This window comes from Microbacterium forte, assembly GCF_031885415.1.
Classification (GTDB): domain Bacteria; phylum Actinomycetota; class Actinomycetes; order Actinomycetales; family Microbacteriaceae; genus Microbacterium; species Microbacterium forte.
Genome location: NZ_CP116871.1, coordinates 2,576,723 through 2,599,934 on the forward strand (window position 1 = coordinate 2,576,723; position 23,212 = coordinate 2,599,934).

The following is a 23,212-nucleotide window of genomic DNA, read 5'->3' on the forward strand; positions in this document are numbered from 1 at the left end:
GAACGGTGGGTCTCGGTCGTCAGCAGCTCCGGCTCAGAAGCGAGCGCGCAGGGCCTCGCCGAGCGAGCCGTCGACGTTCGTCCAGTACTGGAAGAAGCGCTCGCGGATCGCGTCGATCGTGATGGCCTGTCCCTGACCGGTCAGCGTGTCGAGGAAGCGCGCGCGCTGCTCGTCGTCGAAGACCGTGCGGTACAGCGTGCCCGCCTGACCGAAGTCGTCGTCGTCGAGGTGCAGAGTCGCCGCGGCGCGGATCAGCTCGCCGTCCGACTCCCAGCTCGCCTCGACACCCGCGGCAGGGTCGGCCGTCGGTCCGCCGGCGGGGCCGTACGAGTTCGGCGTGTAGACGCGGTGCTCGGCCGGGTTGAACTTGTACTGCATCTGGCCTTCGTGCATGTAGTTGCGCACCTCGGCCGCATGCGGCTGGTTGACCGGAAGCTGGTTGTAGTTCGCGCCGATGCGGTAGCGCTGTGCGTCGGAGTAGGCGAACACCCGAGCCATGAGCATCTTGTCGGGCGAGATGCCGGTGCCGGGAACCTGGTTGCCGGGCGAGAAGGCGGCCTGCTCGATCTCGGCGAAGAAGTTCTGCGGGTTGCGGTCGAGCGTGAACGTGCCGACCTTGATGCGCGGGTAGTCCTTCTTCGACCAGGTCTTCGTCAGGTCGAACGGGTTGAAGCGGTAGGTCTTGCCCTCGTCGTAGGGCATGACCTGCACGTAGACATCCCAGGAGGGGGCGTCGCCGCTCGCGATCGCGTCGAACAGGTCGCGACGGTAGTAGTCGGCATCCGATCCTGCGAGCTTCTCGGCCTCTTTGGCGCTCATCGCCTCGACGCCCTGCTTCGACAGGAAGTGGTACTGCACCCAGAAGCGCTCGCCTGCGGCGTTGACCCACTGATAGGTGTGCGAGCCGTAGCCGTTCATGTGGCGCCAGCTGCGCGGCAGGCCACGGTCTCCCATCAGGTACGTGACCTGGTGGGCGGACTCGGGAGAGAGGGTCCAGAAGTCCCACTGCATGTCGGCGTCGCGCAGACCCGAGTCGCCGAGACGCTTCTGCGAGTGGATGAAGTCGGGGAACTTCATGGCGTCGCGCAGGAAGAAGGTCGGGGTGTTGTTGCCGACGATGTCGAGGTTGCCCTCGGGCGTGTAGAAGCGCAGTGCGAAGCCGCGCACGTCGCGCCAGGTGTCGGGCGAACCCTGCTCGCCGGCGACCGACGAGAAGCGCAGCAGCGTCTCGCTCTGAGCGCCGGGCTGGAAGGCTGCGGCACGGGTGTAGGCCGACACATCCTCGGTCACGGTGAAGGTTCCGAAGGCTCCGCCGCCCTTGGCGTGCGGGTTGCGCTCCGGCACACGCTCGCGGTTGAACGACGCGAGCTTCTCGACGAGGTAGCGGTCGTGCAGAACCGTGGGTCCGTCTGCTCCGACGGTGAGCGAGTGGGCGTCGCTCGCGACGGGAGTGCCCGTCTGGGTGGTGGTCGATGGGTCGGTCATGTTCTTCTCCTTCTGCGCACAGGGACGATCACCCCGGGTGCCCGGGATCGGACGTCGGATGCTACTGCGCGGCGTTCTGGCAACTGGGGCACAGGCCCCAGAAGGTCACTTCGGCTGTCTGGACGGTGAATCCCCCCGCCGAAGACGGGGTGAGGCACGGCGCTTCGCCGACGACGCAGTCCACATCGCCGATCGCACCGCACTGGGTGCACACGATGTGGTGATGGTTGTCGTCGATGCGCCGTTCATAGAGCGCCGCGGAGCCTGCCGGTTCGATCCGGCGGATCAGACCCGCCGTCGTCAGGTCCGCGAGGATGTTGTGCACCGACTGGATCGACGTCGTCGGAAGCACCTCGGAGACGGCGCGGAAGACCCGCTCCGCATCCGTGTGGGCCATGGATTCCAGAGCCTCGAGAACGGCGACGCGGCCCGCGGTCGCACGCAGCCCGGCACCGCGAAGTGCCGAGTCGAGTTCTGTCTCCATGCCTCGACTCTAGCGTCTCTTTTGAGTAATTCAAAAGAATGGCGTGTCGGCCGCGCGGGTGGCATCCTGCACACGTGCACGTAGCGTGAAGGGATGTCTACGACAAGAGCGGCAGCAGTGGGACTGATCCTGATGGCGGGCGTCGCGCTCGCCGGATGCAGTGGCGAACCCTCAGGGTCGGGCGAGGGGTCCCCGTCGCCCTCCGCCTCGGCGTCGAGCCCCACGCCGACCCCGACTCCGGACGCCGAGGCGGATGAAGCGCTGCTCCCGGTGCCGGTCGAGGAGATCGCCGACTGGGCGAAGACTGCCGTTGCCGGCGGAGACGCCGACGGATACGTCTTCGGCTTCTCCGGGTGGATGAGCGAGAACAGTTCGGCCCACGACGTGACGTCCTTCACGTCACTCCCGCCGGGGTCGTACCAGGCTCAGTTCGCCTGCAGGGGTGACGGCACCATCACTCTCGTGACCAGCGAGCTGGACGAGGGAGACCCGACAGAGCCGGTCGTGTGCGCGAACGAGACGATCGCCTTCGACGTCACGAATGCTCGCACCGGGATTCGATTCGCACTCGCTCTCGAGGGCGCCCCCACGGTCCACGCGCTGTCGCTCGTCGAGGCGTCCTGAGCGCGCGGTCGTCCGGATCCACTGCGGGCGTCAGGACTCCGACGGCGCGAGAGGCAGCTCGAGGCCGTAGTTCCAGGTCAGGATCGCCGGCTGCTCGCGGTAGAAGCTCAGCACCGACACCGATCCGGCGTCCAGCGTGATCTGAGCGCCGAAGCGCGGCGCGAGGCGCAGATAGACCGCGGTGAGGATGCGGAGGAAGTGCCCGTGCGCGACCAGCGCCACATCACCCTCGGTCAGCTTCGGCAGAACCCGGGTGAGCACGCGGGATGCGCGGGCCGCGACCTCCTCGACGGTCTCGCCCGGCGTGGCGCCTCGGATCACTCCGTGAGTGAATGCGCTCCAGTCGTAGCCGAGCTCCTCGCGGATGTCCTTCGTCGTGCGGCCCTCGTATCCGCCGTAGTCCCACTCGACGAGCAGCGGATCGATCTCGGCGTGCAGACCGGCGAGCTCGGCCGTGCGCCGGGCGCGCTCGAGCGGCGACGACAGCACGAGCGAGAAGTCGTAGTCGGCGACCAGCTGTCCGGCACCCCGGGCGAGGTCCTCGCCCCGCGCTGTGAGCGGGATGTCCGTGAGGCCGGTGTGCAGGCCGGCCTTCGACCACTCGGTCTCGCCATGGCGCAGGAGCACGAGCTTTCCCGTCGGGTTGTCGGGCGCGGGGCGGTCGGGCAGCTGGTCATAGACAGGGATCGCAGGCACACCGCAACCGTAGCCCGACGTCGGGGCCCGGTCACTGCGTGATCGTGAACCCGCCGCCGCGCACGCGCACCTTTCCGCCGCCGACCGCCTGGCCGCGCTGCGATCCGTCCGCCTCGTAGGCTCGGCCGGCACCGCGTGCGAGCGCAGCGACCCGCTGGTCCCGTCGAGTCCCGTTCGCATAGAGCACCGCCGAGCCGGAGGTCGTCGAGTACACCGCGTTCGCGACGGCCGGCTGGATCACCAGGGCGTCGAGCCGCAGGTCGCCGGTGCTCGTGCATCGCACGGTCACCGCCTCGGCGGGCAGCTCGCCACCGAGCAGCTGCGGCACCAGCATCCCGTCGGCCTCGGTGAGTCCGCGCTCGCCGGTGCCACCCGCGGGCGTGCGAGTGCTCCACAGACGCCGGCGACCGCGGAACACCTCCCACACCGCTTCGCCCGCATCCGCCGCCTGTCTCCACACGAGGCCGTGCAGGATGCCGTCGGCCTCGGTCACATCGAACTCGACCGACTCGCCCGCGGGAACGCGCACGTATGCGCCACCCGAGAGGTTGCCCTCGCCTGTCCAGGCGCCGCCCTCAGGGCGCACGACCACGCAGCCCGCCGAGAGCCGGGCGCCCTCGGCGTCGATCACCCGCAGCCCCGAGAACGACGACAGCCCGGTGATCGACGTCGCGATCCGGGCGATGTCGCGGTTCGCATCCAGCAGCAGCATCGTGAGCAGCCCGTGGATGGTGGACTCGGCTCCGGAGTTCCGATTCACCCGTCCATCCGTCTCGACACCGTCGAAAGTCACACCGGTGGCCGGGTCGTAGACAGGGATACCCGCCGTGTTCGCGCCGAAGAACCACCCCGCGGCGAGTCCTGCGAGCACCCGCAGTCCCTCTCCGCCGACGGATGCCGCCTGCACCGCCGCCGCGACGCGACCGTGCGCGCCGTAGGCGATCTGCGCCTCCGCGGGCAACGGCGCCCAGGCGTTGTGCGGACCGCCCGTGGCGAGCACCTGCGGGGTGAAGGTCCCGGCATCCGCCACGGCCGCTGCGGTCCACTCGCGACGTCGCAGCAGCGCACCGGCGCGAGCGAGAGCCTCGGGGGCGGCCGCACCCCAGGCGTGCCAGAATCCCAGCGAGCCGGTCCAGGGCAGCACGGCGCCGAACGGCCAGCCCTTCGCAGGATCAGTGGCCATCGCCGCGACACCTTCTCCATACGTCTGCAGAGCCTGTCGGCTTCGGGCGTCCCCGGCATCGGTCGCCGCGGCGAGTCCGAGCATGGCCTCGGCCGTGGCATCCGCTCCACCCGCGATCAGCCAGGCGGGCAGGTCGCGTCCGTCGCTGCGCACCCACTGCCCGGCGCGCGACAGCGACTCGCGACCGAGCGCATCGAGGGCCAGATGCAGCCGCGAGAGCAGGAACGCCGCGAACTCGGCATCCTCCCGTCGGAAGGCCGCGTACCCCTCACCGAACGCCCACACCGTGCGCGCCAGCCAGTACGACTCGGCGGAGTCCGACGGATCCGGCAGTTCGACGGGGATCGCGCTGGGATTCAGCGTGCCGTCCTCCTGCTGCCACAGCACCACGCGGCCGGCATTCGGCCCGCTGGTCGTCTGCAGGAACGCCAGCGACCGGAGCACATCGCGGGCCTCGTCGCGGGCCTGCGCGTCGCCGGTCGCCTTCCATTCGCGCAGGAACACGATCGCGGCTCGGGCGATGTCATCCGCGTTGTACGCGCCCTGTGTCCAAGAGCCGGTCACGGCGTCGCGAGTGCCGCCACCCACCGGTCGGTAGCCCCCGGCGCCATCGGTGTCGGCATACGTCCATGGCGCGAGCACGCGCGGCGAGATGTCGATGTCGAACGTGGTGTGCGTGACGCTCGCCACGACCGGCACCTCCGCGAGCAGAAAGCGCAGGTGCGCGAGGTTCGTGAGTCGCGCCCCGGCACCCGCCCCCGCAGGCGGAGACCCGAGAGGCAGTCCGGCAGCGGACGCCGATGCCTGCGCCCCGGCCGAATCCAGCGGCAGGAGCGCCAGCGCCGAGGAGGCGGCTGCCGCGGTCAGGAAGGTCCGTCGGGAGATGGCCATGGTCTCATTCCTCGCCCGTGTTCGAGTCGGCGCCGTCTCGCAGTGCGCGGCCCCACGGCTGGGCGGGGTCGTGGATGGCGACGGCCAGCGTCGTGTCCGACTGCCCGTAGTACGCGAACCACCGGCCCTGGAACTTCACGAGTCCCTCGACGAAGGTCACGTTCGAGACGAGCCCGTGCATGTCCTCGAAGGTCTGCGGACGCAGCCACGGCTCCTGCAGTCGCGCGAGCACCTTGGTCGGCTCGTCGGGGTCGATCGCGATCTGGCCGCAGCGGTAGTCCACGTCGACCGAACCGTCTTCGTGCACGGTCCTGGTCGCCCCGTTCGTGAGCATCACGAGCAACCCGTTGTCGGTGACGACAGGGGATGTGCCGATCTCGACGAGCGCTTCGTCCCAGGTGCCGGGGGTCGGCGAGTACATCGGCTCGGTGTCGGGGGTGCCGGGAGTCCAGTGGAGGAGATCGTCGCTGGTGGCCCAGTAGATGCCGCCCTCGCCGAAGTACATCCACCACTTGCCGTGCATCTTCTGCGGCACGATGACCCCGGCCTTCGACCAGTTGAACCCGCGGGGGTCCATGGTCTTGAACGTGTCGAAGTCGTCGAACAGCGGTCCGTGCTTGGTCCAGGTGCGCAGATCGGTCGAGGTCGCGAGGCACAGCTGCGCGCTGCGCCGATCCCAGCCGGTATAGGTCAGGTAGTAGGTGCCGTCGATCAGCGCGATGCGCGGATCCTCGCATCCGTAGCGCTCGTAGTCCTCGGAGGGGGAGAGGATCGGTGCGTCCTCGCGGGTGAAGTTCACGCCGTCACTCGAGCGGGCGATGCCGATGTGCGAGACGATGTCGTCTGCGTGCGCCCGGTAGAGCAGCACCACTTCGTCGCCGTCGACGAGGGCCGCCGGGTTGTAGAGGTTGGCCGACTCCCAGCTGTCGCCCTTCGGACGCAGGATCGGGTTGCCCTCGTAGGGGGTGAACGGGCCGAGGGGGAAGGATGCTCCGGTGAACATGGGGGTCCTTTCGGGGATTCTGGGGAGGGGCCGGTCAGCCCTTGACGGCCGCACCGAGGTCGGTGGCCCGGAAGAAGCGCTGGAAGACGATGAACAGGATGACGACGGGGAACGCCAGGGCGGTCGCTCCGGCGAGGATCGCGCCGTTGGGGTTCGCCGTGGACTGCGCCACGTTCGAGATGTAGTTCGCGAGGGACACGGCGAGCGGTTGCAGCGATGCGTCCTTCGTGATGAGGAACGGCCAGAGGAACTCGTTCCACGGGCCGATGAAGGTGACGAGCACGACGGTCACGAGCACCGGCTTGATGAGCGGGATCGCGACGGAGGTGAGCAGGCGGATCTCGCCGGCGCCGTCGATGCGGGCGGCCTCGAAGATCTCGACGGGCAGCGCTTTGAAGAACTGCACGAAGATGAACACCGCCGTCGTGTTGATGAGGAACGGCAGGATCATGCCCATGTACGAGTCGCCGAGCCCGTAATTGCGCGTGATCTGCACGTACAGCGGGATCATGAGCAGCTGGAACGGCACCATCTGCACCAGCAGCATGAGCACCCAGATCACTCCGCGACCGCGGAAGTCGAGCCGCGCGATCGCATACCCGGCGAGCAGTCCGAACACGACGGTGCCCAGCAGCACGCCCGCCGTGAAGATCAGCGAGTTGAGCAGCGAGCCGACCAGGTCGATGCGGGAGTCGATCGCGAGGAAGTTGTCGATCGTCCAGCCGCTCGTCGGGAAGAGCTCGTCGGGCGAGTTCGTCGGGTTCTCCTGGAACGCCCCGACCAGCATGAAGTAGAACGGGAACGCGAATCCGATCGCCGCGACCGTGAGCAGGATTACGCTCAGGATGCGGGGCAGTGAACGCTTGCGTCTCATGGTCATCGCTCCCTGGTGGCGCGGTTGGCGGCGAGCGACAGCATGCCGACCAGGATCACGAGGATCATGCCGATCGCGGCCGCGGTGTCGGGGTTCTGCTGCTGGATGCCCAGCTGGTAGATGAGCAGCACGGGTGTCGAGGAGGCGCCGTCGGGGCCGCCGCCGTTCGTGAGCAGGTACGGCTCGGTGAAGAGGTTCGCTCCGGTGATGATCGACAGGATCAGCACGAGCGTGGTGGCGCTGCGCACGCCGGGAACGGTGACGTTCCAGAAGCGCGAGAACGCGCCCGCGCCGTCGGTCTCTGCCGACTCGTAGAGCTCCTTCGGCACGTTCTGGAGTGCGGCGAGGTAGAGCAGGATGTAGAACCCCAGCTGCTTCCACGTGACGTACAGCGCGATCATCGGCATCGCGAGACCGCTGTTCACCAGCCACGACGGATCGGGGGCGAGTGGCCCGAGGATCGTGTTGATCAGGCCGTTGCCCGAGAACAGCAGCATCCACACGCCGACGAGCGAGACACTGGCCGTCAGATACGGCACGTAGAACGCCACCCGGTAGGCGGCGACCCAGCGGATGCCGGTGTTCAGCGCCGCCGCGAGCACGAGCGAGAGCACGGCGGTGAGCGGCACGTTGATGACGAGGAAGACCAGGGTGTTGCGGAACGATCCGAGCACCCTCGGGTCGGTGAGCACGGTGACGAAGTTGTCGAAGCCCACGAACGGCCGGTCGACGTCGACATTGGGTGCCGTGAAGAAGTAGTCGTGGAAGGCGATGTAGACCGCGAATCCCAGCGGGAACGCGAAGATCGCCAGCACGAAGACCAGATACGGCAGGGCGAAGAGGCCGCCGATCGGCTGTGCACCCAGCAGTCGGTTGCGTAACCGCGCCCTCGGTGACCGGCCCGCGGACGGGGCCGGGGCGGTGGTGCCCCCGGCCACGTCCGCGACGGCGTCGTCTCGGAGAGTCATGTGCGGCTCATCACTCGGCGACGAGATCGTCGATCTTCGTCGCGGCGTTCTTCAGGAAGTCGTCGATCGACTCCTTGCCGAAGATCACGGCGGCGGAGTACTCGTCGCGGAACGCCTGCCAGGCCTCCACGGAGTTCGGGATGCTGGGCACGTCTGCCGTGGCCTCGGCCTGCTCGGCGAACGCCACGTAGTTCGGGTTCGCGTCGAAGTAGTCGGCGTAGGTCTCGGTGAGGTCGGTGCGCATCGGCATCTGGCCCGTCGCCTCGAGCAGCTGGCCGTCGCTGTCGACGCTCGTCGAGAACTTCAGGAACTCCCATGCGGTGCCCTGGTTCTCGCACGCGGTGAACATCGAGACGCTCTTCGAGTCCGCGAACGTCGTCGGGTTCTCGCGACCGTCGCTGGTCGGCACGGGCATGAACCCGACGTCCACGGTCTCGGCGTACGAGGGGATGGCCCACGGACCGGCGAGCTGCATGGCGGTCGTCCCCGCAGACATTGCGTCATCGGTCGACGCCTCGTTGGGCGAGAGCTTCTCGTCGTAGAAGGTCTTCCAGAACTCCGCGACCTCGCGCCCGGCATCCGAGTCGACCGTCGCCGCGCCGTCTTCGACGAGCATGGTGCCGTCGGTCTCGGCGAGGTACAGGGGATAGAAGTCGAACCAGGGCTGGTAGAACTCGCTGGTGGGTGCCGGCCAGATCGCACTCTGCACTCCGGATTCGACGATCGCGCGTGACCCGGCGAGGAACTCGTCGTACGAGGCCATCTGGGGGTCTTCGGGATCGATGCCCGCAGCCTCGAAGAGGGCCTTGTTGTACATCACCATGACCGGGTTCGACTTCCACGGCAGCTGGTAGAAGCTTCCGTCGGTGGCATACGAGTCGACCTCACCACCGCGCTCGGTGATGTAGTCGCTGCCGCCCTCCATGGTGCTGAGGTCGACGAGCCCGCCCTGCTTGACCCAGCCGGAGACCGCCGCCGGAGCCACGTTGTAGACCAGGCAGGGTGCGGTGCCGGCGGTGATGGCGGCGGTGATCGCCTCTTCCGACGACGAGCCGGCGGGGATCTCCTGCGCGTTCACCTTCTCGTCGGGGTGCTCGGCGTTCCAGGCCTCGACGACGGCGGTGCCCCAGGCGACCTCCTGCTCGTTGTTCGACAGCCAGATGTCGATCGAGCCGGTGCCCTCGCCCGAGGCATCGCCGCCTCCACCTCCGGATGAGCATCCGGTGGCGACGAGCGCGACCGCTCCCAGGAGCGCTGCTGCGCGGATCTTCTTCTTCATGTTGTCCTCCTTGACGCGATGGTTCGGGTGATCGTCTAGCGGGCTGTGCTCTCCCGGAAGTGCACGACGTTGCAGTCGACGACCTCTGTGCGCGGCTCGGCGCCGAGGATGTCGGCCTGAATCAGGCGGGCGGCAGCGCGTCCTCGCGCGGCGGGGCCCGACGAGACGCTCGTGAGTGCGGGGGAGAGGTGGGCCGAGAGATGGTCGTCGTCGAAGCCGGCGATCGCGAGATCGCGGGGGATGCTGAGGCCGCTCGACCGCGCGAACGACAGCCCGGCGATCGCCATGGTGTCGTTGGAATAGAGGATGGCGGTCGGGCGATCGGGCAGCGCGAGCAGCTCGGCGGTGCGCTCCCGGCCACTCGAGGCGGTGAAGTCGCCCTCGCGCAGCAGGGCATCGCCGCCCACGGCATCGGTGTAGGCATCGGCCCGCACGCGCGAGTGCACGTAGTCGAGCGGACCCGAGACATGAGCGATGCGTTCGTGGCCATCGGCACGCAGGTGAGCGATGATCTCGCGCACGGGCGCATCGTCGTCGGTGCGCACGCACGAGAATCGGGTCGGCTGCTCGTAGGCGCCGACCAGCACCGAAGGGAGGTCGAGCTCTTCGAGCAGCGGCACGCGCCAGTCGTCGTTCCGCAGGTCGACCAGCAGGGCGCCGTCGGCGCGCCCGTGGCTGAGCGACCGGTAGGCCCGCTCCTCGGCCGCCCGATCGGGAACGACCTGCAGGATCAGCGCCGTCTCGGTCTCAGCCAGCACCGATTCGACGCCAGCGATGAACGCGGGGAAGAACGAGTCGTTGGCGATGACCTCGGGGTCACGGGCCAGCACCACGGCGATCGCATTGGCCTTCTGCGTGGCCAGCGCGCGGGCGCTCTGGCTCGGCACCCAGTTGAGCTTCTCGGCGGCGGCGAGCACCTTGGCCCTGGTGTCGTCGGAGATGGGCCGCTTGCCGCTCATCGCGTGCGAGACGGTGGCCTTGGTGACGCCGGCCTCGCGGGCGACGTCGGCGATCGTCGTGCGGCTCATGCCACCTCCTCGTGGAACTTCCGGGTTGATCCCTGAATACTCGACACGGCACGATTTAACCGGTTTGACGAATGCGGGTGAAGCGAGTGTAAACCGGTTTGACGGATGCGGTCAAGAGCGGCGGTCGATCTCAGGGATCCGTGTCAGACGAAGGTGACGGTCTGCTGCAGGCGTGTGCGCACGTCGAACAGCTCGTTGCCGCCGATGGCGCGGGCACCGGGGACTCCCTGGCGCAGCACCATCGCGAGCGCGCTGCGACGCACGACGACCACGGGAACGCCGCGGCTGCTGCCGAGCGGGGTGACGGCCTGCGCGAGATCGTCGTCGGGGAGCACCATGATCAGTCCGCCGAACTTCACCCGCGCGGCCTTGGCCACGGTGCGCATGCGCGAGAGTGCGGCGGTGACGGGCGCGCGTGTGCCCAGACTCGGGCCCGTGATCTCGCCCCGACGGAACCCGACGACTCCGCCGAAGTCCTCCGACATGACGCCGTAGAGGCCCGAGGGGCTGAGCACGACATGGTCGAGCTTGTCGTCGGCATCCGCTCCTGTGGCGACGTCGTGCCACACCGTGAAGCCCATGCCGAGCGCGCTCACCGTGCGGGCGGTCGCCTCTTCGGCGAGAGCATCGGCGAGCAGGCGTCGCAGGTCGCGCGGGGCCGAGCGCACGAGCGCCGGGTCATAGGGGTCGGGCACCTCGACGCCACGGCCGGCCCATTCGCGGATCAGCGACAGGTAGCGCTCGCGGCGCCAGCCGCCGGGATGCCCGTACGAGCGAGCTCGGGGGCGGGTGTCCGTGCGGGCGGCCGACTGCGGTCGCCAGCCGTTCCACTCAGGCTCGGCCGGGATGCCGGGGTGCGCACCCGAGCGACGGTCGTAGGCGGCGCGGCCCTCGGGGGTGCCGATCAACTCCCATGCTCGCTGCACTTGGATGAAGACGGCCGCGTCTCCGCCCGTATCCGGGTGGGTCTGCCGCAGGCGCAGGCGATACGCGCGCCGCAGCTCGCCGTCGTCGACGGTCGGGTCCACGCCGAGGATCTCATAGGCGGAAGCCGAGAGCGGGCTGTCGAACATCGCTCTCCTTCCGAGATCGCGGCATCCAGAATATCCGGATGCTGTTGTGGATCAGCCGGGCGCGTCGGCCGGGGTCAGGCCGGCACGTCGACGACGCGCTCCACGCCGATCACCGGAATCACGGAACCGGCGGATGCCGCTGCGATGTCATCGGCGAGCCGGTCGAGCTCCTGCGCGGGCACCCACACCTCGAGAGTCGCCAGCGCTGCGTAGCGTGGCTCGCCGAGCGTCGCGCCGTGACGCGGCACCCAGTCGCGCAGAAGGTTGTCGAAGCGTCCGGCATCCGCCTGCGCGACGTCGATCGTCACCTGGGTCAGAGACTGCCGGTGCACGAGAGATGCGAGATCGAGGGCTTCCGAGACAGCGGTCGAGTAGGCCCGCACGAGCCCGCCGGCGCCGAGCTTCACGCCGCCGAAGTAGCGGGTCACCACTGCCACGACGTCCGTCAGCTCGCGCCGTCGCAGCACTTCGAGCATCGGCACCCCCGCAGTGCCGGACGGCTCACCGTCATCCGACGAGCGGGCCTGATCGCCGAGCAGGCCGGTGACCATCGCGCTGCAGTTGTGCCGCGCATCCCACCACTGCTTGCGCAGGCGTGCGATCACGGCATCCGCGTCCTCGACCGAGGTGACCGGCTCGACGGTCGCGATGAACCGCGACTTCTTGATGATGAGTTCATGCTCCACGGGCGCGGCGATCGTGGCCGGGTAGGTGCGGGGCGGAGTCATCCGCCTCAGACTACCCAGCGCACGCCGCTGCTCAGCGGTCGACTCAGCGGTCGACGAACGACATCTGCTGCGGGTTGTACCGATCTCCCTGCACGCCGACCCGGTCGGCGAGCTGATCGAGGTCGGCGAGTTCGTCGGCCGACAGGGCCACCGTGGTGGCTCCCGCATTCTCGGCGATCCGCGACGTGCGCCTCGTGCCGGGAATCGGCACGATCCACGGCTCCCGAGCGAGCAGCCACGCGAGGGCGATCTGGCCGGGGGAGGCCTCCTTGGACTCCGCGAGCGAGGCGACGTGGCCGACCAGCGCCTCGTTCGCCGCCCGGTTCTCCTCGCTGAAGCGCGGGATCGTGCCGCGGATGTCACCGTCAGCGAATGAGGTGGTGCGATCGACCGTGCCGGTGAGGAACCCCTTGCCGAGCGGGCTGAACGGCACGAAGCCGATGCCGAGCTCGCCGAGTGTGGGCAGGATCTCGGCCTCAGGGTCGCGCGTCCACAGCGAGTACTCGCTCTGCAGCGCCGTGACGGGCTGCACGGCATGGGCCCGGCGGATCGTCGAGGCCGATGCCTCGGACAGCCCGAAGTGCCTCACCTTGCCCTCGGCGATGAGCTCGGCCACCGTGCCTGCGACGTCGTCGATCGGCACATCCGGGTCGACACGGTGCTGGTAGAAGAGGTCGATCACGTCGGTGCGCAGGCGACGCAGCGACTGCTCGGCGACGCGTCTGATCTGCTCCGGCCGGCTGTCGAGCCCGACGCTCTTGCCGTCTTCGATGCGCCACCCGAACTTCGTCGCGATGACGACCTGGTCGCGGATGGGCTCGAGAGCCTCGCCGACCAGCTCCTCGTTCACATAGGGGCCGTAGACCTCCGCGGTGTCGAAGAAGGTGACGCCGAGGTCGAGAGCCGACCTCAGCACGCCGATCATCTCGTCGCGGGTGCCCGGGTTCGGCCCGTAGCTCTGCGACATCCCCATGCATCCGAGCCCGACGGCGGAGACCTCGAGGCCCTGTCCGAGTGTGCGAGTGTGCATTGCGTGTCCTTTCGTCGAGACCGACGCTACGCGCGGCCTCGACGATGAGGGAGGGGCTGTCAGAACCTCCCTCGGCACGAGCAGGACTACTCCGGGGAGTCGTCGCGCAGGTACGCGATGTGCTCCGCGTGACGGGTCAGATGGTTCTGCGACGTGCGCACGAACATCCAGGCGACGAGCAGCAGCACGAACCAGATCGGCGTCACGAGCAGCGCGATCAGGGTGTCGGGCTGCGTCGTGAGCGCCCAGAGGATGAACACGAAGAACGCGAGCACCACGTAGACCATGAAGATGCCGCCCGGCATGCGGAACTTCGACGCTGCGACCTTCTCCGGCCGCCGACGGCGGTACACGAGGTAGCTGCAGAGGAAGATCGTCCAGACGAACATGAAGCACACGGCTGAGACCGTGGTCACCATGTCGAACGCGGTGCCGATGTCCTTGCCCGCGTAGAGCAGCACGACGCCCGAGAGCAGCAGGATGCACGACAGGAACAGAGCGTTCTGCGGCACACGTCGCTTCGACAGCCGGCCGAAGATGCGCGGGGCGTCGCCGTCCTGCGCGAGGCCGAACACCATGCGCGACGTCGAGTAGATGCCCGAGTTGGCGCTCGACATGGCCGAGGTCAGCACGACGAGGTTCACCACCGTCGCGGCGATGCCGAGACCCGCGAGGGCGAACATCGCGATGAACGGGCTCTCGCCGGCGACGTACTCGGTCCACGGGGTGACCGCCATCAGGATGATGAGCGCGCCCACGTAGAAGAGCAGGATGCGGATCGGGATCGCGTTGATCGCCTTGGGCAGGTTCTTCTCGGGGTCTTTGGTCTCGGCCGCGGCGGTGCCGACGAGCTCGACGCCGACGAACGCGAACACGGCGATCTGGAACCCGGCGACGAAGCCCATGAAGCCGTGCGGGAACATGCCGCCGTGGTCCCACAGGTTGCTGAAGCTCGCGGTTCCCGCATCGTGCTGGAAGCCGGTGAAGATCATCACGAGACCCGTGACGATGAGCGCGACGATCGCGATGATCTTGATCAGCGCGAACCAGAACTCCATCTCGCCGAACGCGGCGACGGTGGGCAGGTTCAGTGCGAGCAGGATGACGATCACGAGGACGCCGGGGATCCACAACGGGATGCCGGGGATCAGCGCATCCGTGTACCCCGCGATCGCGATCACATCCGCGACTCCGGTGACGACCCAGCAGAACCAGTACGTCCATCCGGTGAAGAAGCCGGCCCACGGGCCGAGCAGGTCGCTCGCGAAGTCGCTGAACGACTTGTACTTGAGGTTCGACAGCAGCAGCTCGCCCATCGCCCGCATCACGAAGAAGAGCATGAAGCCGATGATCATGTAGACGAAGATCACCGAGGGGCCCGCGACCGAGATCGTCTTGCCGCTGCCCATGAAGAGGCCGGTGCCGATGGCGCCGCCGATCGCGAGCAGCTGGATGTGACGGTTGCTCAGGGCCCTCTTCAGGTGCTGGTCGTCGCCGTCGGCGGTTCCGTCCACCCCGACGGATCCCCGTGTTCTCTCTGTCGTCATCGCTCGAACCTCCGGTGTTGGGCGCCGCGTCCCGCTGCGGCATCTTTCCGACCGTAATGGCCGATCGGGGATGGCAGTTAACCGAATCGATTCGATATCCTGGTTCGACCCCCGATCATCCCCCCAGTTCTGCGAGCCGCTCCCACCATGGCCACCTCTCTCACCACGGGCCGCCCGTGGCGTGTCATCCTGTCGTTCTCGATCCCCCTGCTGCTCGGCAATGTCGTGCAGCAGATGTACCAGTTCGCCGATGCCGTCGTCGTCGGCCGGCACCTCGGCGTCGAGTCCCTCGCCGCCGTCGGCGCGACCGGCAGCCTGCTGTTCCTGCTGATCGGCTTCGCCTGGGGCCTGACGAGCGGTTTCGCTATCCCGATCGCGCAGGCGTTCGGCGCGGGAGACGGCGCAGCGGTGCGTCGCTCGGTCGCGACGGGCGTGATCCTGACCGGCATCACGAGCGTGGTGCTCACGATCGTCGCGCCGCTGATCGCGGCGCCGACGCTCGCCCTGCTGCAGACGCCTGACGAGCTCATGGCCGAGGCGACGATCTTCACGCAGATCAGCTTCATCGGCGCCAGCGCGACGATGTTCTTCAACTTCCTCTCGGCGATCATCCGTGCCATCGGCGACTCGCGCACGCCGCTGATCTTCCTCACGGTGTCGTGTGCGCTCAACGTCGGCCTCGTGATCCTCATGGTCGGCCCGCTCGACTGGGGCGTGGCGGGTGCGGCTCTCGCGACCGTCGTCGCCCAGGCCGTGTCGGTCGTGCTGTGCCTCGAGTTCGTGCGTCGCCGGCTGCCGATGCTGCACCTGCGTCGTGCCGACTGGCGCGTCACCCGCGACGACATCCGAGAGCACCTGCGCCTCGGCCTGCCGATGGGCTTCCAGGCGTCGATCATCGCGATCGGCACGCTCGTCGTGCAGGTGGCCCTCAACACCCTCGGCTCCGAGGCCGTCGCCGCCTACACGACGGCGTCTCGTGTCGACGGCCTCGCCGTAGCCTTCCTCTCGTCGCTGGGTCTCGCCTCGTCGATGTACACGGCGCAGAACCTGGGCGGACGCCGACCCGACCGCATCCGCCGCGGTGTCGTGGAGGGCACCTGGATGGCGATCGCCGCCGGCATCGCGCTCGGAGGCGTCATCATCGCGTTCGGGGCGCCACTGGTGCGGCTGTTCGTCGGCGAGGGCGCGGCGGCGGATGGGGTCGTCGAACTCGCGCACCTCATGCTGATCATCAACGGATGCGGATACTGGGCACTCGGCGTGCTGTTCGTGCTCCGTGGTGCGCTGCAGGGCCTCGGCCACACCCTGGTGCCCACCGTCACGGGTGTGATCGAGCTGGTGATGCGCGTGGGCGCCGCCATCGTGCTCGGCGCGCTCATCGGCTTCGAGGGCGTCGCGCTCAGCAACCCTCTCGCGTGGCTCGGCGCGATCGTGCTGCTGGTGCCGGCGTACGTGCGTGCGCACCGGTCGCTCGGCCGCATGCGCGTCGACCCCGTCGAGGCCACGGAGACCTCGGCGATGGCGATCATCGGACCCACCGACGGCTCGATGGTCGTGGACGCGGTCGTCACCCAGCCGGTGCGAGTGATCAGGACCTCGCGTTTCGCGCGGTTGACGCGCCGCTGAACAGCTCGTCACAGTTGCAGAACATCATCCTTGAGATGGATGCCCGGCATGCCGACACTTCGTAATGTTGGTGATGCGGAGATTCCGCAGACCGGGGGGTCGTGATGACATCGTCAAGGGTGGCAAGCGAACTGGCATCGATTCTGGTGCCGATCGGAGTGGTGGGGGCTGTGCTCGCAGCGCTGTGTGCGCTCATCGCAGGAATCGCGGTCATGCGCGGAGCGGCGGGTCTTGCCGGCGGAGCGGTCGGTCTGTGGATTCCGAGCGCGATGCTCAGCTCCACGGCATCGTTCGCGAATCAGTGGACGCCGCTGCTGATCTCAGGCGCCGCGCTCGTCGCGATGCTGGTGATCGGAGCAGTGGGTCGCGGCATCGTGAACACGGGTGAGCCGGCACGAGAAGCCGCCCGCGCCGCCCGCGTCCAGGCACTCATCGACGCACCGGACCCGGTCGTCGTGCCGCGCGGCACGACGGTGACGCCGAGCACAGGCTCTCAGCCCGCGCTGGCAGGCTGAGAGCTCGTCAGCGGTAGTCGCGGTCGCGGTGCTGTGCGGCCTCGTCTCCTGAGGTCACGCGCTCGGCCTCTCTGGCGCGCAGCTCGACGCGGCGGATCTTGCCCGAGATCGTCTTGGGCAGCTCGGGAACGAACTCGATGATCCGCACCCAGAGGTGCGACGACAGGCGGTCGTGGGCGTAGGCGAAGATCGAGCGGGCGGCGTCGGCTTCGGCTCCGACCGCGTCGGGGTGCAGGCACACGTACGCCTTCGGAACCGCGAGTCGCGTCGGGTCGGGGCTCGGGATCACCGCCGCCTCGATCACGAGGTCGTGCTCCAGCAGCACCGATTCGAGCTCGAACGGCGAGATCTTGTAGTCGGAGGCCTTGAACACGTCGTCCGCCCGGCCGATGTAGGTCAGGTATCCGTCGGCATCCCGCTGGGCGATGTCTCCGGTGTGGTGGAAGCCGCCGACGCGGGATTCGGCCGTCTTGTCCGGATCGTCGTAGTACCCGGCCATGAGCCCGACCGGAGGGTGGGCCAGGTCGAGCGCGATCTCGCCCTCGTGCTCGGCGATCTCTCCGGTGGCGGGGTCGAGCAGCACGACCGGGTACCCGGGCAACGGGCGTCCCATGGAGCCGACCTTCACGACCTGACCGGGAGAATTGCCCACACAAGCCGTCATCTCGGTCTGCCCGAAGCCGTCGCGGATCGTGCCGCCCCACGCCGCGCGCACCCGGTCGATGACCTCGGGGTTCAGCGGCTCGCCCGCTCCGACCAGCTCCCGCGGCGGGTGGGTGAGTCGCGCGAGGTCGGCCTGGATCAGCATCCGCCACACCGTCGGCGGAGCGCAGAACGTGGAGACGTGGTGGGTGTCCATGACCTGCATCAGGGTGTTCGCGTCGAACCGGTCGTAGTTGTAGACGAACACCGTCGCCTCGGCGAGGAACGGCGAGTAGAAGCTCGACCACGCATGCTTCGCCCAGCCGGGTGACGAGATGTTGAGGTGCACGTCATCGGGTCGCACGCCCAGCCACCACATGGTCGACAGGTGTCCGACGGGATACGAGACGTGCGTGTGCTGCACGAGCTTCGGGCGGCTGGTCGTGCCGCTCGTGAAGTAGAGCAGGGCCGTGTCGTCGGCCGGTGTGGCGGCGTCGGGCTCGAAGGCCGCAGGGGCGTCGGACGAGCCGTCGAAGCGCGTCCATTCGGCGGGGATGCCGTCGCCCACGCCGATGCGCAGCACGTCGGCGTCGATGTCGGCGATGCGCTCGGCGAGGCTGCCGAGCGTGACGATCGTGCGGGCCCGGCCGTGCTCGACGCGGTAGGCGAGGTCGGATGCCGAGAGCAGGGTCGACGTCGGAATCGACACCGCGCCGATCTTGGTGATGGCGAGCATCACCTCCCACAGCTCGATGGTGTTGCCGAGCATCACGATGACGTGGTCGCCTCGACGGATGCCGAGGTCGGTCAGCCAGGCCGCGACCTGATCCGAGCGGGACGACAGCTCTCCGTATGTCCACGACTCGAGACTGAGATCGGCCGAGACGATCTGCACGGCCGGGCGGTCGGGCGTCTCGCCCGCGATGACGTCGAACCACTCGAGCGCGAAGTTGAACTCCGTGGGCGTCGGCCAGACGAACCCGTCTCGCGCCGCCGCGTAGTCGGTGGCATTCGCGAAGAGGAAGTCGCGCATCTCTCTGATCGCGGACGTGGCTGCGGTGGCGCTGCGGCTCATTCTGGGCTCCCTTGCTCGGCAGACGTGTCCATCCTCGCCCACGATCCGCTCAGCGCGCGAGCAGGCCGGCGCCGTCGCGGAGCTCGAACACCAGCTGCGTCTCGGTGCCGCGGACGACGGGGTGGATCGTGATGTGCTCGAGCACGATGTCGCGCAGAGCGGTGGCATCCTGCACCGCGACGTGCACGAGGAAGTCGTCGACGCCCGCGACGTGGAACACCTGCAGCACCCGCGGGATGGCCGCCAGCGCGTCGAAGAGCGTGGTGACCTTGGGGCCCGTGTGATTCGCGAGGCGCACCTTGATGATCGCCTGCAGGGGCAGTCCGAGAGCCGATCCGTCGACCCGGATCCGGGTGTCGCGGATGATCCCGCGCTCGCGCAGTGCGCGCACGCGGTGCGCGCATGTCGACTCGGCGAGACCCAGCCCGTGCGCGAGCGCCTTGTTCGTGACCTCGGCGTCGCGGGTGAGGACGGCGAGGATCTCGAGATCGATCTCGTCGAGCTGTGCTTTCGCCAATGCCCGCACCTCCTGGTATCGCCTCTTTGCTCAGAATATCGAGAACGAGCCAGAATCCGACGGATACTGTCGAATCCCTGCGCATCCATCGCGCTTCGGGCAACGTGGCAGACATGACTGCACCGTTGCATCCAGACACCGTCGCCGTGCACAGCGGCCGCTCAGACCTCGAGGCACTGGGAGTCCACGCACTGCCGATCGACCTGTCGACGACCAACCCGCTGCCCGACATCGAGCGCGGCGGCGACTCGTACGAGGCGATGGCGACGGGTGGGCGGCCGCCCGCCGACGGCAGCATGGTCTACGCGCGGCTCTGGAACCCCACCGTGGGGCGGTTCGAAGACGCCCTCGCCGAGCTCGAGCACGCCGAGGCCGCCGTCGCCTTCGCATCGGGCATGGCGGCGATGACCGCGGTGATCCTCGCGCACGGCCCCGCAGCGGGGAAGAACCACGTCGTGGCGGTGCGTCCCCTCTACGGCGGCACCGATCACCTGCTCGGCTCCGGCCTGCTGGGTGTGGAGACCACCTATTGCCACCCTGCCGAGGTCGCCGCATCGATCCGTCCGGACACGGGACTCGTGGTGGTGGAGACCCCCGCCAATCCGACGCTCGAGATCGCCGACATCGCCGCCGTGGTGGCGCAGGCGGGAGTCGTGCCGGTGGTCGTCGACAACACCTTCGCGACGCCCGTGCTGCAGAATCCCCTCGACCACGGCGCGGCGATGTCGCTGCACAGCGCCACGAAGTACCTCGGCGGACACGGCGACGTGATCGCGGGCGTGGTGGCCTGCGACGAGCAGACCGCGGAGGCGCTCCGCCGTGTGCGTGCCGTGACCGGCGGTCTGCTGCATCCGCTCGGCGCTTACCTGCTGCACCGTGGGCTCGCGACCCTCCCCGCGCGCATGCGCGCGCAGCAGGAGAGCGCTCGCCGCATCGTGCAGTGGCTGATCGACCGCCCCGAGATCGCCGAGGTGTTCTATCCCGGACTCGACGACGACCCGCAGGGCATCATCCAGCGTCAGATGCGGGGCACCGGGGCCATGATCGCGATGCGGATGCGGGGCGGGTATGCCGCGGCATCCGCCGTCACCTCATCGACGTCGCTGTTCACCCATGCCGTCTCGCTGGGCGGGGTCGATTCGCTGATCCAGCATCCGGCCGCGCTCACGCACCGGCCCGTGCCGGCGGAAGCGCGCCCCGACGCCGATGTGCTGCGACTGTCGATCGGTCTCGAGAACGTCGACGACCTGATCGCCGACCTCGCGCAGGCATTCGCTGCACTGTCGCGGATGGAGGGCGCCGTGGCATCTGGCCGTCCGTGGGCGTGAGGTCGCGACGTTTGTCGAACAGCTACAAGGAACTGAGTCTCACTATGAACGGGATCTAGTTCCGAGGAGCAAACCTGTGCGAATCCTGAGAGCCCGCCCATACACTCGCCGGTGGCAACGACGCCACTGACCCCGGGAGTCCTCAATGACGAGTGCAAAGCCCCACGCGCACGGAATCGGAATGCGCATAGCCGTGATCGTGCTCAGCCTGCTGCTGGCCGCGATGGTGATCCTGTTCTTCCTGACCACGGGCAAGATCGCGGCCGGTGCCGCGGAACTCGCCGACGGCACCACCACCGCACGAGACGGCTCGGCCGACCTCGCCGCAGGTGCCGGTGATCTCTCTGCGGGCGCCGACGAGCTCGCCGCCGGCACGGAGCAGCTCGCGGCGGGAGCGACGAGCGCCCACGTCGGCTCCGAGAAGGTCGCCACGGGTGCGCAGAGCGCCTCCACCGGCGCCGCCGCGCTCGCCGTAGGTGCCGACACTCTCGCGATCGGCGCCTCGAACGCCGCGTCCGGGGCTGCTCGGCTGAGCGCCGGAGCACTGTCGGCGCTCACAGGCGCCGAGCGTCTCGAATCGGGACTCACGACGGCGGATGCCGGTGTGCAGTCTGCGCTCGACGGTGCGCAGAAGGTCTCGGCCGGTGCGCAGCAGATCGACTCAGGAGCCCGGGCCGCACTCGACGGCGCTCAGCAGGTGGCCGCAGGAACGCAGCAGGTCGACGGCGGAGCCCAGTCGCTCGTCGACGGCGCTCAGGACCTCACGACGGGCGCGCTGCAGGTCGACGCGGGAGCCCAGTCGGTGCTCGACGGGGCGACGAATCTCGCTGCCGGGGTCGCCGGCGCACACCAGGTCGCGGGGCAGGTGCTCGGCGGGGCGAACCAGCTCAGCTCGACGATCACCGGCGCCGTGACGCCGCAGCTTCAGGCGCTCGCCAGCCCGGAGAACGCCGCGGCGATCACCGAGGCGGCCAACGGTGCCCCCGCGAACGCGCAGCAGCTGGCCGATGCGCTCTCCCAGCTCGCTGCGGCAGACCCGACGAACGCGCAGATGCAGCAGCTCGCTGCTCTCGCCGCCGGAGTGGATGCTCAGGTCGACGGAATCGCCGGAGCGGCCGCCGCGGCACCCGTGCTCGCGCAGGGGACGATCCAGGCCGCCGCCGGAGCGCAGCTGGTCGCCGGCGGTGCGAATGCGCTGGTCAACGGCGATGCGGCGCAGGGATGGCCGGGAACGGTCGCGCTGGCAGACCCGACCGCAGGGGCCCCGGCATTCGTCGTGGGGGTGCAGCAGCTGAAGGCCGGCACTTCCGGTCTCGCCGCCGGCGCCTCGACGCTCGAGTCCGGTGTGGGCACGCTCAAGGCAGGCGCCTCAGCGGTATCCGCCGGTGCGTTGAAGCTCGCCGACGGCGTGCAGCCACTGAGCGACGGAGCCTCGCAGCTTTCGGGAGGCGCGCTCGCGCTGGCCACGGGACTGCAGCCTCTGAAGGCGGGCACCGCAGAGCTGTGGGCCGGCGCGGATCGGCTCGCCGCTGGTCTCGACACTCTCGCCGATGGCGCCGTGTCGCTGCAGGACGGTTCGGCGCGACTCAGCGCCGGTGCGGCCAGCCTCGACGAGGGCGCGACCGCGCTGGCCGAGGGCACCGAGACGCTGAAGGTCGGTGCGTCAGACCTGAGCACCGGCGTCGGCGAGCTCTCCGAGGGTGCTGCCACTGTGGCCGAAGGCACCGGCGAACTGGCGGAGGGCGGTGACAAGCTCGAGGCGGGTGCATCGGAACTCGCAGACGGCAACGGCCTGATCGCCGACGGCTCCGGCACGCTCGCGACCGCGACGGCGGGCGCTGCGCCGTCGATGCTGCCCTGGATGCTCGTCGTCACGCTGGCAGGACTCATCGCGGTCGGCTTCTGGATCGGCCACCGCGTCAGTCACCGTCGGAACGTCTGAGCGGCATCCCGGACTGACGCCGCACGCATCGAAGGAGACCTCTCGTTCCGAAGGACCCGATCCGCACGATCGTCCTTCGATACGGGAGATCTCCTTCGGCGCGCGTGAGACGCAGGGCGAGAGGATGCCGGAGCCTGGCTCTACGGCAGGCGGATCGTGCCTGTGGCGATGCGCTCCGTCGGCATCCGATCGCGGTTGTAGGTGATCTCGTCGTACCCGTGAGGGGTCGGCGTGCCGTCCTCGTCGAGGCTCACGAACACGATCTTCTCGATCGTGAGGATGCGCTTGCGGGTGATCATGTTGCGGGCGACCGCGCGCATGGTCAGCGAGGTGGTGCCGAAGTGGGTCGCCTGCAGGCCGATCTCGATCAGGTCGCCCTGCACGGCTGAGGCCTCGAAGTTGATCTCGGAGATGTGCTTGGTCACCGCGCGGTAGTTGCCCAGCTGCACGATCGCGTAGATCGCGGCCTCCTCGTCGATCCACTTGAGCAGGCTGCCGCCGAACAGAGATCCGTTCGCGTTCAGGTCCTCCGGCTTCACCCATTTGCGGGTGCGGAAGTTGATGCCGTCTTCGGACCATTGCCACTCGGGTGTCTGCTGTGTCGCCATGCTTCGAGGGTAGGAGCATCGTGAGTCGGTGGTGTTACGCGTGCACATCCGTGCATGTCGACGGTC

Annotated in this window: 21 protein-coding genes; 5 read left to right on the forward strand and 16 right to left on the reverse strand. The window is 68.7% G+C overall.

All coding sequences use genetic code 11. The features are described 5' to 3' along the window. Positions 1-33: 33 nt before the first annotated feature. Positions 34-1,485 (reverse strand): catalase, encoded by a 1,452-nt coding sequence (locus OB895_RS12430; RefSeq protein ID WP_079113811.1) that lies wholly within the window; start codon positions 1,483-1,485, stop codon positions 34-36. 61 nt (positions 1,486-1,546) lie between these two features. After that, positions 1,547-1,969 carry a Fur family transcriptional regulator gene (locus OB895_RS12435; RefSeq protein ID WP_042540432.1) on the reverse strand — a complete coding sequence of 141 codons (423 nt, stop codon included), beginning with the start codon at positions 1,967-1,969 and terminating at the stop codon, positions 1,547-1,549. A 93-nt stretch (positions 1,970-2,062) separates the two neighbouring features. Between OB895_RS12435 and OB895_RS12440 the strand changes: the two genes are divergently transcribed. Beyond that, positions 2,063-2,593, forward strand: coding sequence for a hypothetical protein (locus OB895_RS12440; RefSeq protein ID WP_153302267.1), 531 nt, complete (start codon positions 2,063-2,065; stop codon positions 2,591-2,593). 30 nt (positions 2,594-2,623) lie between these two features. Here OB895_RS12440 and OB895_RS12445 read toward each other — a convergent pair whose 3' ends face one another. The 11 genes from OB895_RS12445 to cycA form a co-directional block, all read right to left on the reverse strand. Beyond that, positions 2,624-3,280: a histidine phosphatase family protein gene (locus OB895_RS12445; protein ID WP_228385721.1), complete on the reverse strand. Its 657-nt coding sequence runs from the start codon at positions 3,278-3,280 to the stop codon at positions 2,624-2,626. A 40-nt stretch (positions 3,281-3,320) separates the two neighbouring features. After that, on the reverse strand, positions 3,321-5,363 hold the full coding sequence (locus OB895_RS12450) for a hypothetical protein (protein WP_079113810.1): 2,043 nt from the start codon (positions 5,361-5,363) through the stop codon (positions 3,321-3,323). A gap of 4 nt (positions 5,364-5,367) precedes the next feature. Next, on the reverse strand, positions 5,368-6,366 hold the full coding sequence (locus OB895_RS12455) for a glycoside hydrolase family 130 protein (protein WP_079113809.1): 999 nt from the start codon (positions 6,364-6,366) through the stop codon (positions 5,368-5,370). Positions 6,367-6,400: 34 nt separating this feature from the next. Further along, a complete protein-coding gene (locus OB895_RS12460; protein ID WP_042540439.1) occupies positions 6,401-7,240 on the reverse strand; it encodes a carbohydrate ABC transporter permease in 840 nt (279 codons plus the stop codon). A gap of 2 nt (positions 7,241-7,242) precedes the next feature. After that, complete coding sequence (locus OB895_RS12465) at positions 7,243-8,208, reverse strand: carbohydrate ABC transporter permease (RefSeq protein WP_079113808.1); 966 nt, start codon at positions 8,206-8,208, stop codon at positions 7,243-7,245. 10 nt (positions 8,209-8,218) lie between these two features. Further along, positions 8,219-9,487, reverse strand: coding sequence for an extracellular solute-binding protein (locus tag OB895_RS12470; protein WP_042540443.1), 1,269 nt, complete (start codon positions 9,485-9,487; stop codon positions 8,219-8,221). Positions 9,488-9,522: 35 nt separating this feature from the next. Continuing rightward, complete coding sequence (locus OB895_RS12475; RefSeq protein WP_079113806.1) at positions 9,523-10,515, reverse strand: LacI family DNA-binding transcriptional regulator; 993 nt, start codon at positions 10,513-10,515, stop codon at positions 9,523-9,525. A gap of 143 nt (positions 10,516-10,658) precedes the next feature. Continuing rightward, complete coding sequence (locus OB895_RS12480) at positions 10,659-11,588, reverse strand: J domain-containing protein (protein ID WP_042540447.1); 930 nt, start codon at positions 11,586-11,588, stop codon at positions 10,659-10,661. A gap of 74 nt (positions 11,589-11,662) precedes the next feature. Further along, positions 11,663-12,316: an IMPACT family protein gene (locus tag OB895_RS12485; RefSeq protein ID WP_311877875.1), complete on the reverse strand. Its 654-nt coding sequence runs from the start codon at positions 12,314-12,316 to the stop codon at positions 11,663-11,665. Between the two features lie 43 nt (positions 12,317-12,359). After that, positions 12,360-13,346 carry an aldo/keto reductase gene (locus OB895_RS12490; protein ID WP_042540451.1) on the reverse strand — a complete coding sequence of 329 codons (987 nt, stop codon included), beginning with the start codon at positions 13,344-13,346 and terminating at the stop codon, positions 12,360-12,362. A gap of 86 nt (positions 13,347-13,432) precedes the next feature. Continuing rightward, positions 13,433-14,893, reverse strand: a complete 1,461-nt coding sequence (gene cycA, locus OB895_RS12495) for a D-serine/D-alanine/glycine transporter (protein ID WP_042540453.1) — start codon at positions 14,891-14,893, stop codon at positions 13,433-13,435. Positions 14,894-15,040: 147 nt separating this feature from the next. On the opposite strand from cycA, the gene OB895_RS12500 reads away from it, so the two are divergent. After that, a complete protein-coding gene (locus OB895_RS12500) occupies positions 15,041-16,519 on the forward strand; it encodes an MATE family efflux transporter (protein ID WP_079113804.1) in 1,479 nt (492 codons plus the stop codon). A gap of 104 nt (positions 16,520-16,623) precedes the next feature. After that, the gene (locus tag OB895_RS12505) at positions 16,624-17,034 is read left to right on the forward strand and encodes a hypothetical protein (protein ID WP_153302266.1); all 411 of its coding nucleotides are present in this window, start codon (positions 16,624-16,626) and stop codon (positions 17,032-17,034) included. 7 nt (positions 17,035-17,041) lie between these two features. Here OB895_RS12505 and OB895_RS12510 read toward each other — a convergent pair whose 3' ends face one another. Beyond that, positions 17,042-18,751, reverse strand: coding sequence for an AMP-binding protein (locus tag OB895_RS12510; RefSeq protein WP_079113802.1), 1,710 nt, complete (start codon positions 18,749-18,751; stop codon positions 17,042-17,044). Between the two features lie 49 nt (positions 18,752-18,800). After that, positions 18,801-19,268 carry an Lrp/AsnC family transcriptional regulator gene (locus OB895_RS12515; RefSeq protein WP_079113801.1) on the reverse strand — a complete coding sequence of 156 codons (468 nt, stop codon included), beginning with the start codon at positions 19,266-19,268 and terminating at the stop codon, positions 18,801-18,803. A 113-nt stretch (positions 19,269-19,381) separates the two neighbouring features. On the opposite strand from OB895_RS12515, the gene OB895_RS12520 reads away from it, so the two are divergent. Further along, entirely contained in the window at positions 19,382-20,596 is a 1,215-nt protein-coding gene (locus OB895_RS12520; RefSeq protein ID WP_079114089.1) for a trans-sulfuration enzyme family protein, read from the forward strand. 145 nt (positions 20,597-20,741) lie between these two features. Continuing rightward, a complete protein-coding gene (locus OB895_RS12525; protein WP_153302265.1) occupies positions 20,742-22,538 on the forward strand; it encodes a YhgE/Pip domain-containing protein in 1,797 nt (598 codons plus the stop codon). A gap of 140 nt (positions 22,539-22,678) precedes the next feature. On the opposite strand, the gene OB895_RS12530 is transcribed toward OB895_RS12525, so the two are convergent. Next, positions 22,679-23,146, reverse strand: a complete 468-nt coding sequence (locus OB895_RS12530; protein ID WP_079113799.1) for an acyl-CoA thioesterase — start codon at positions 23,144-23,146, stop codon at positions 22,679-22,681. Positions 23,147-23,212: the final 66 nt, after the last annotated feature.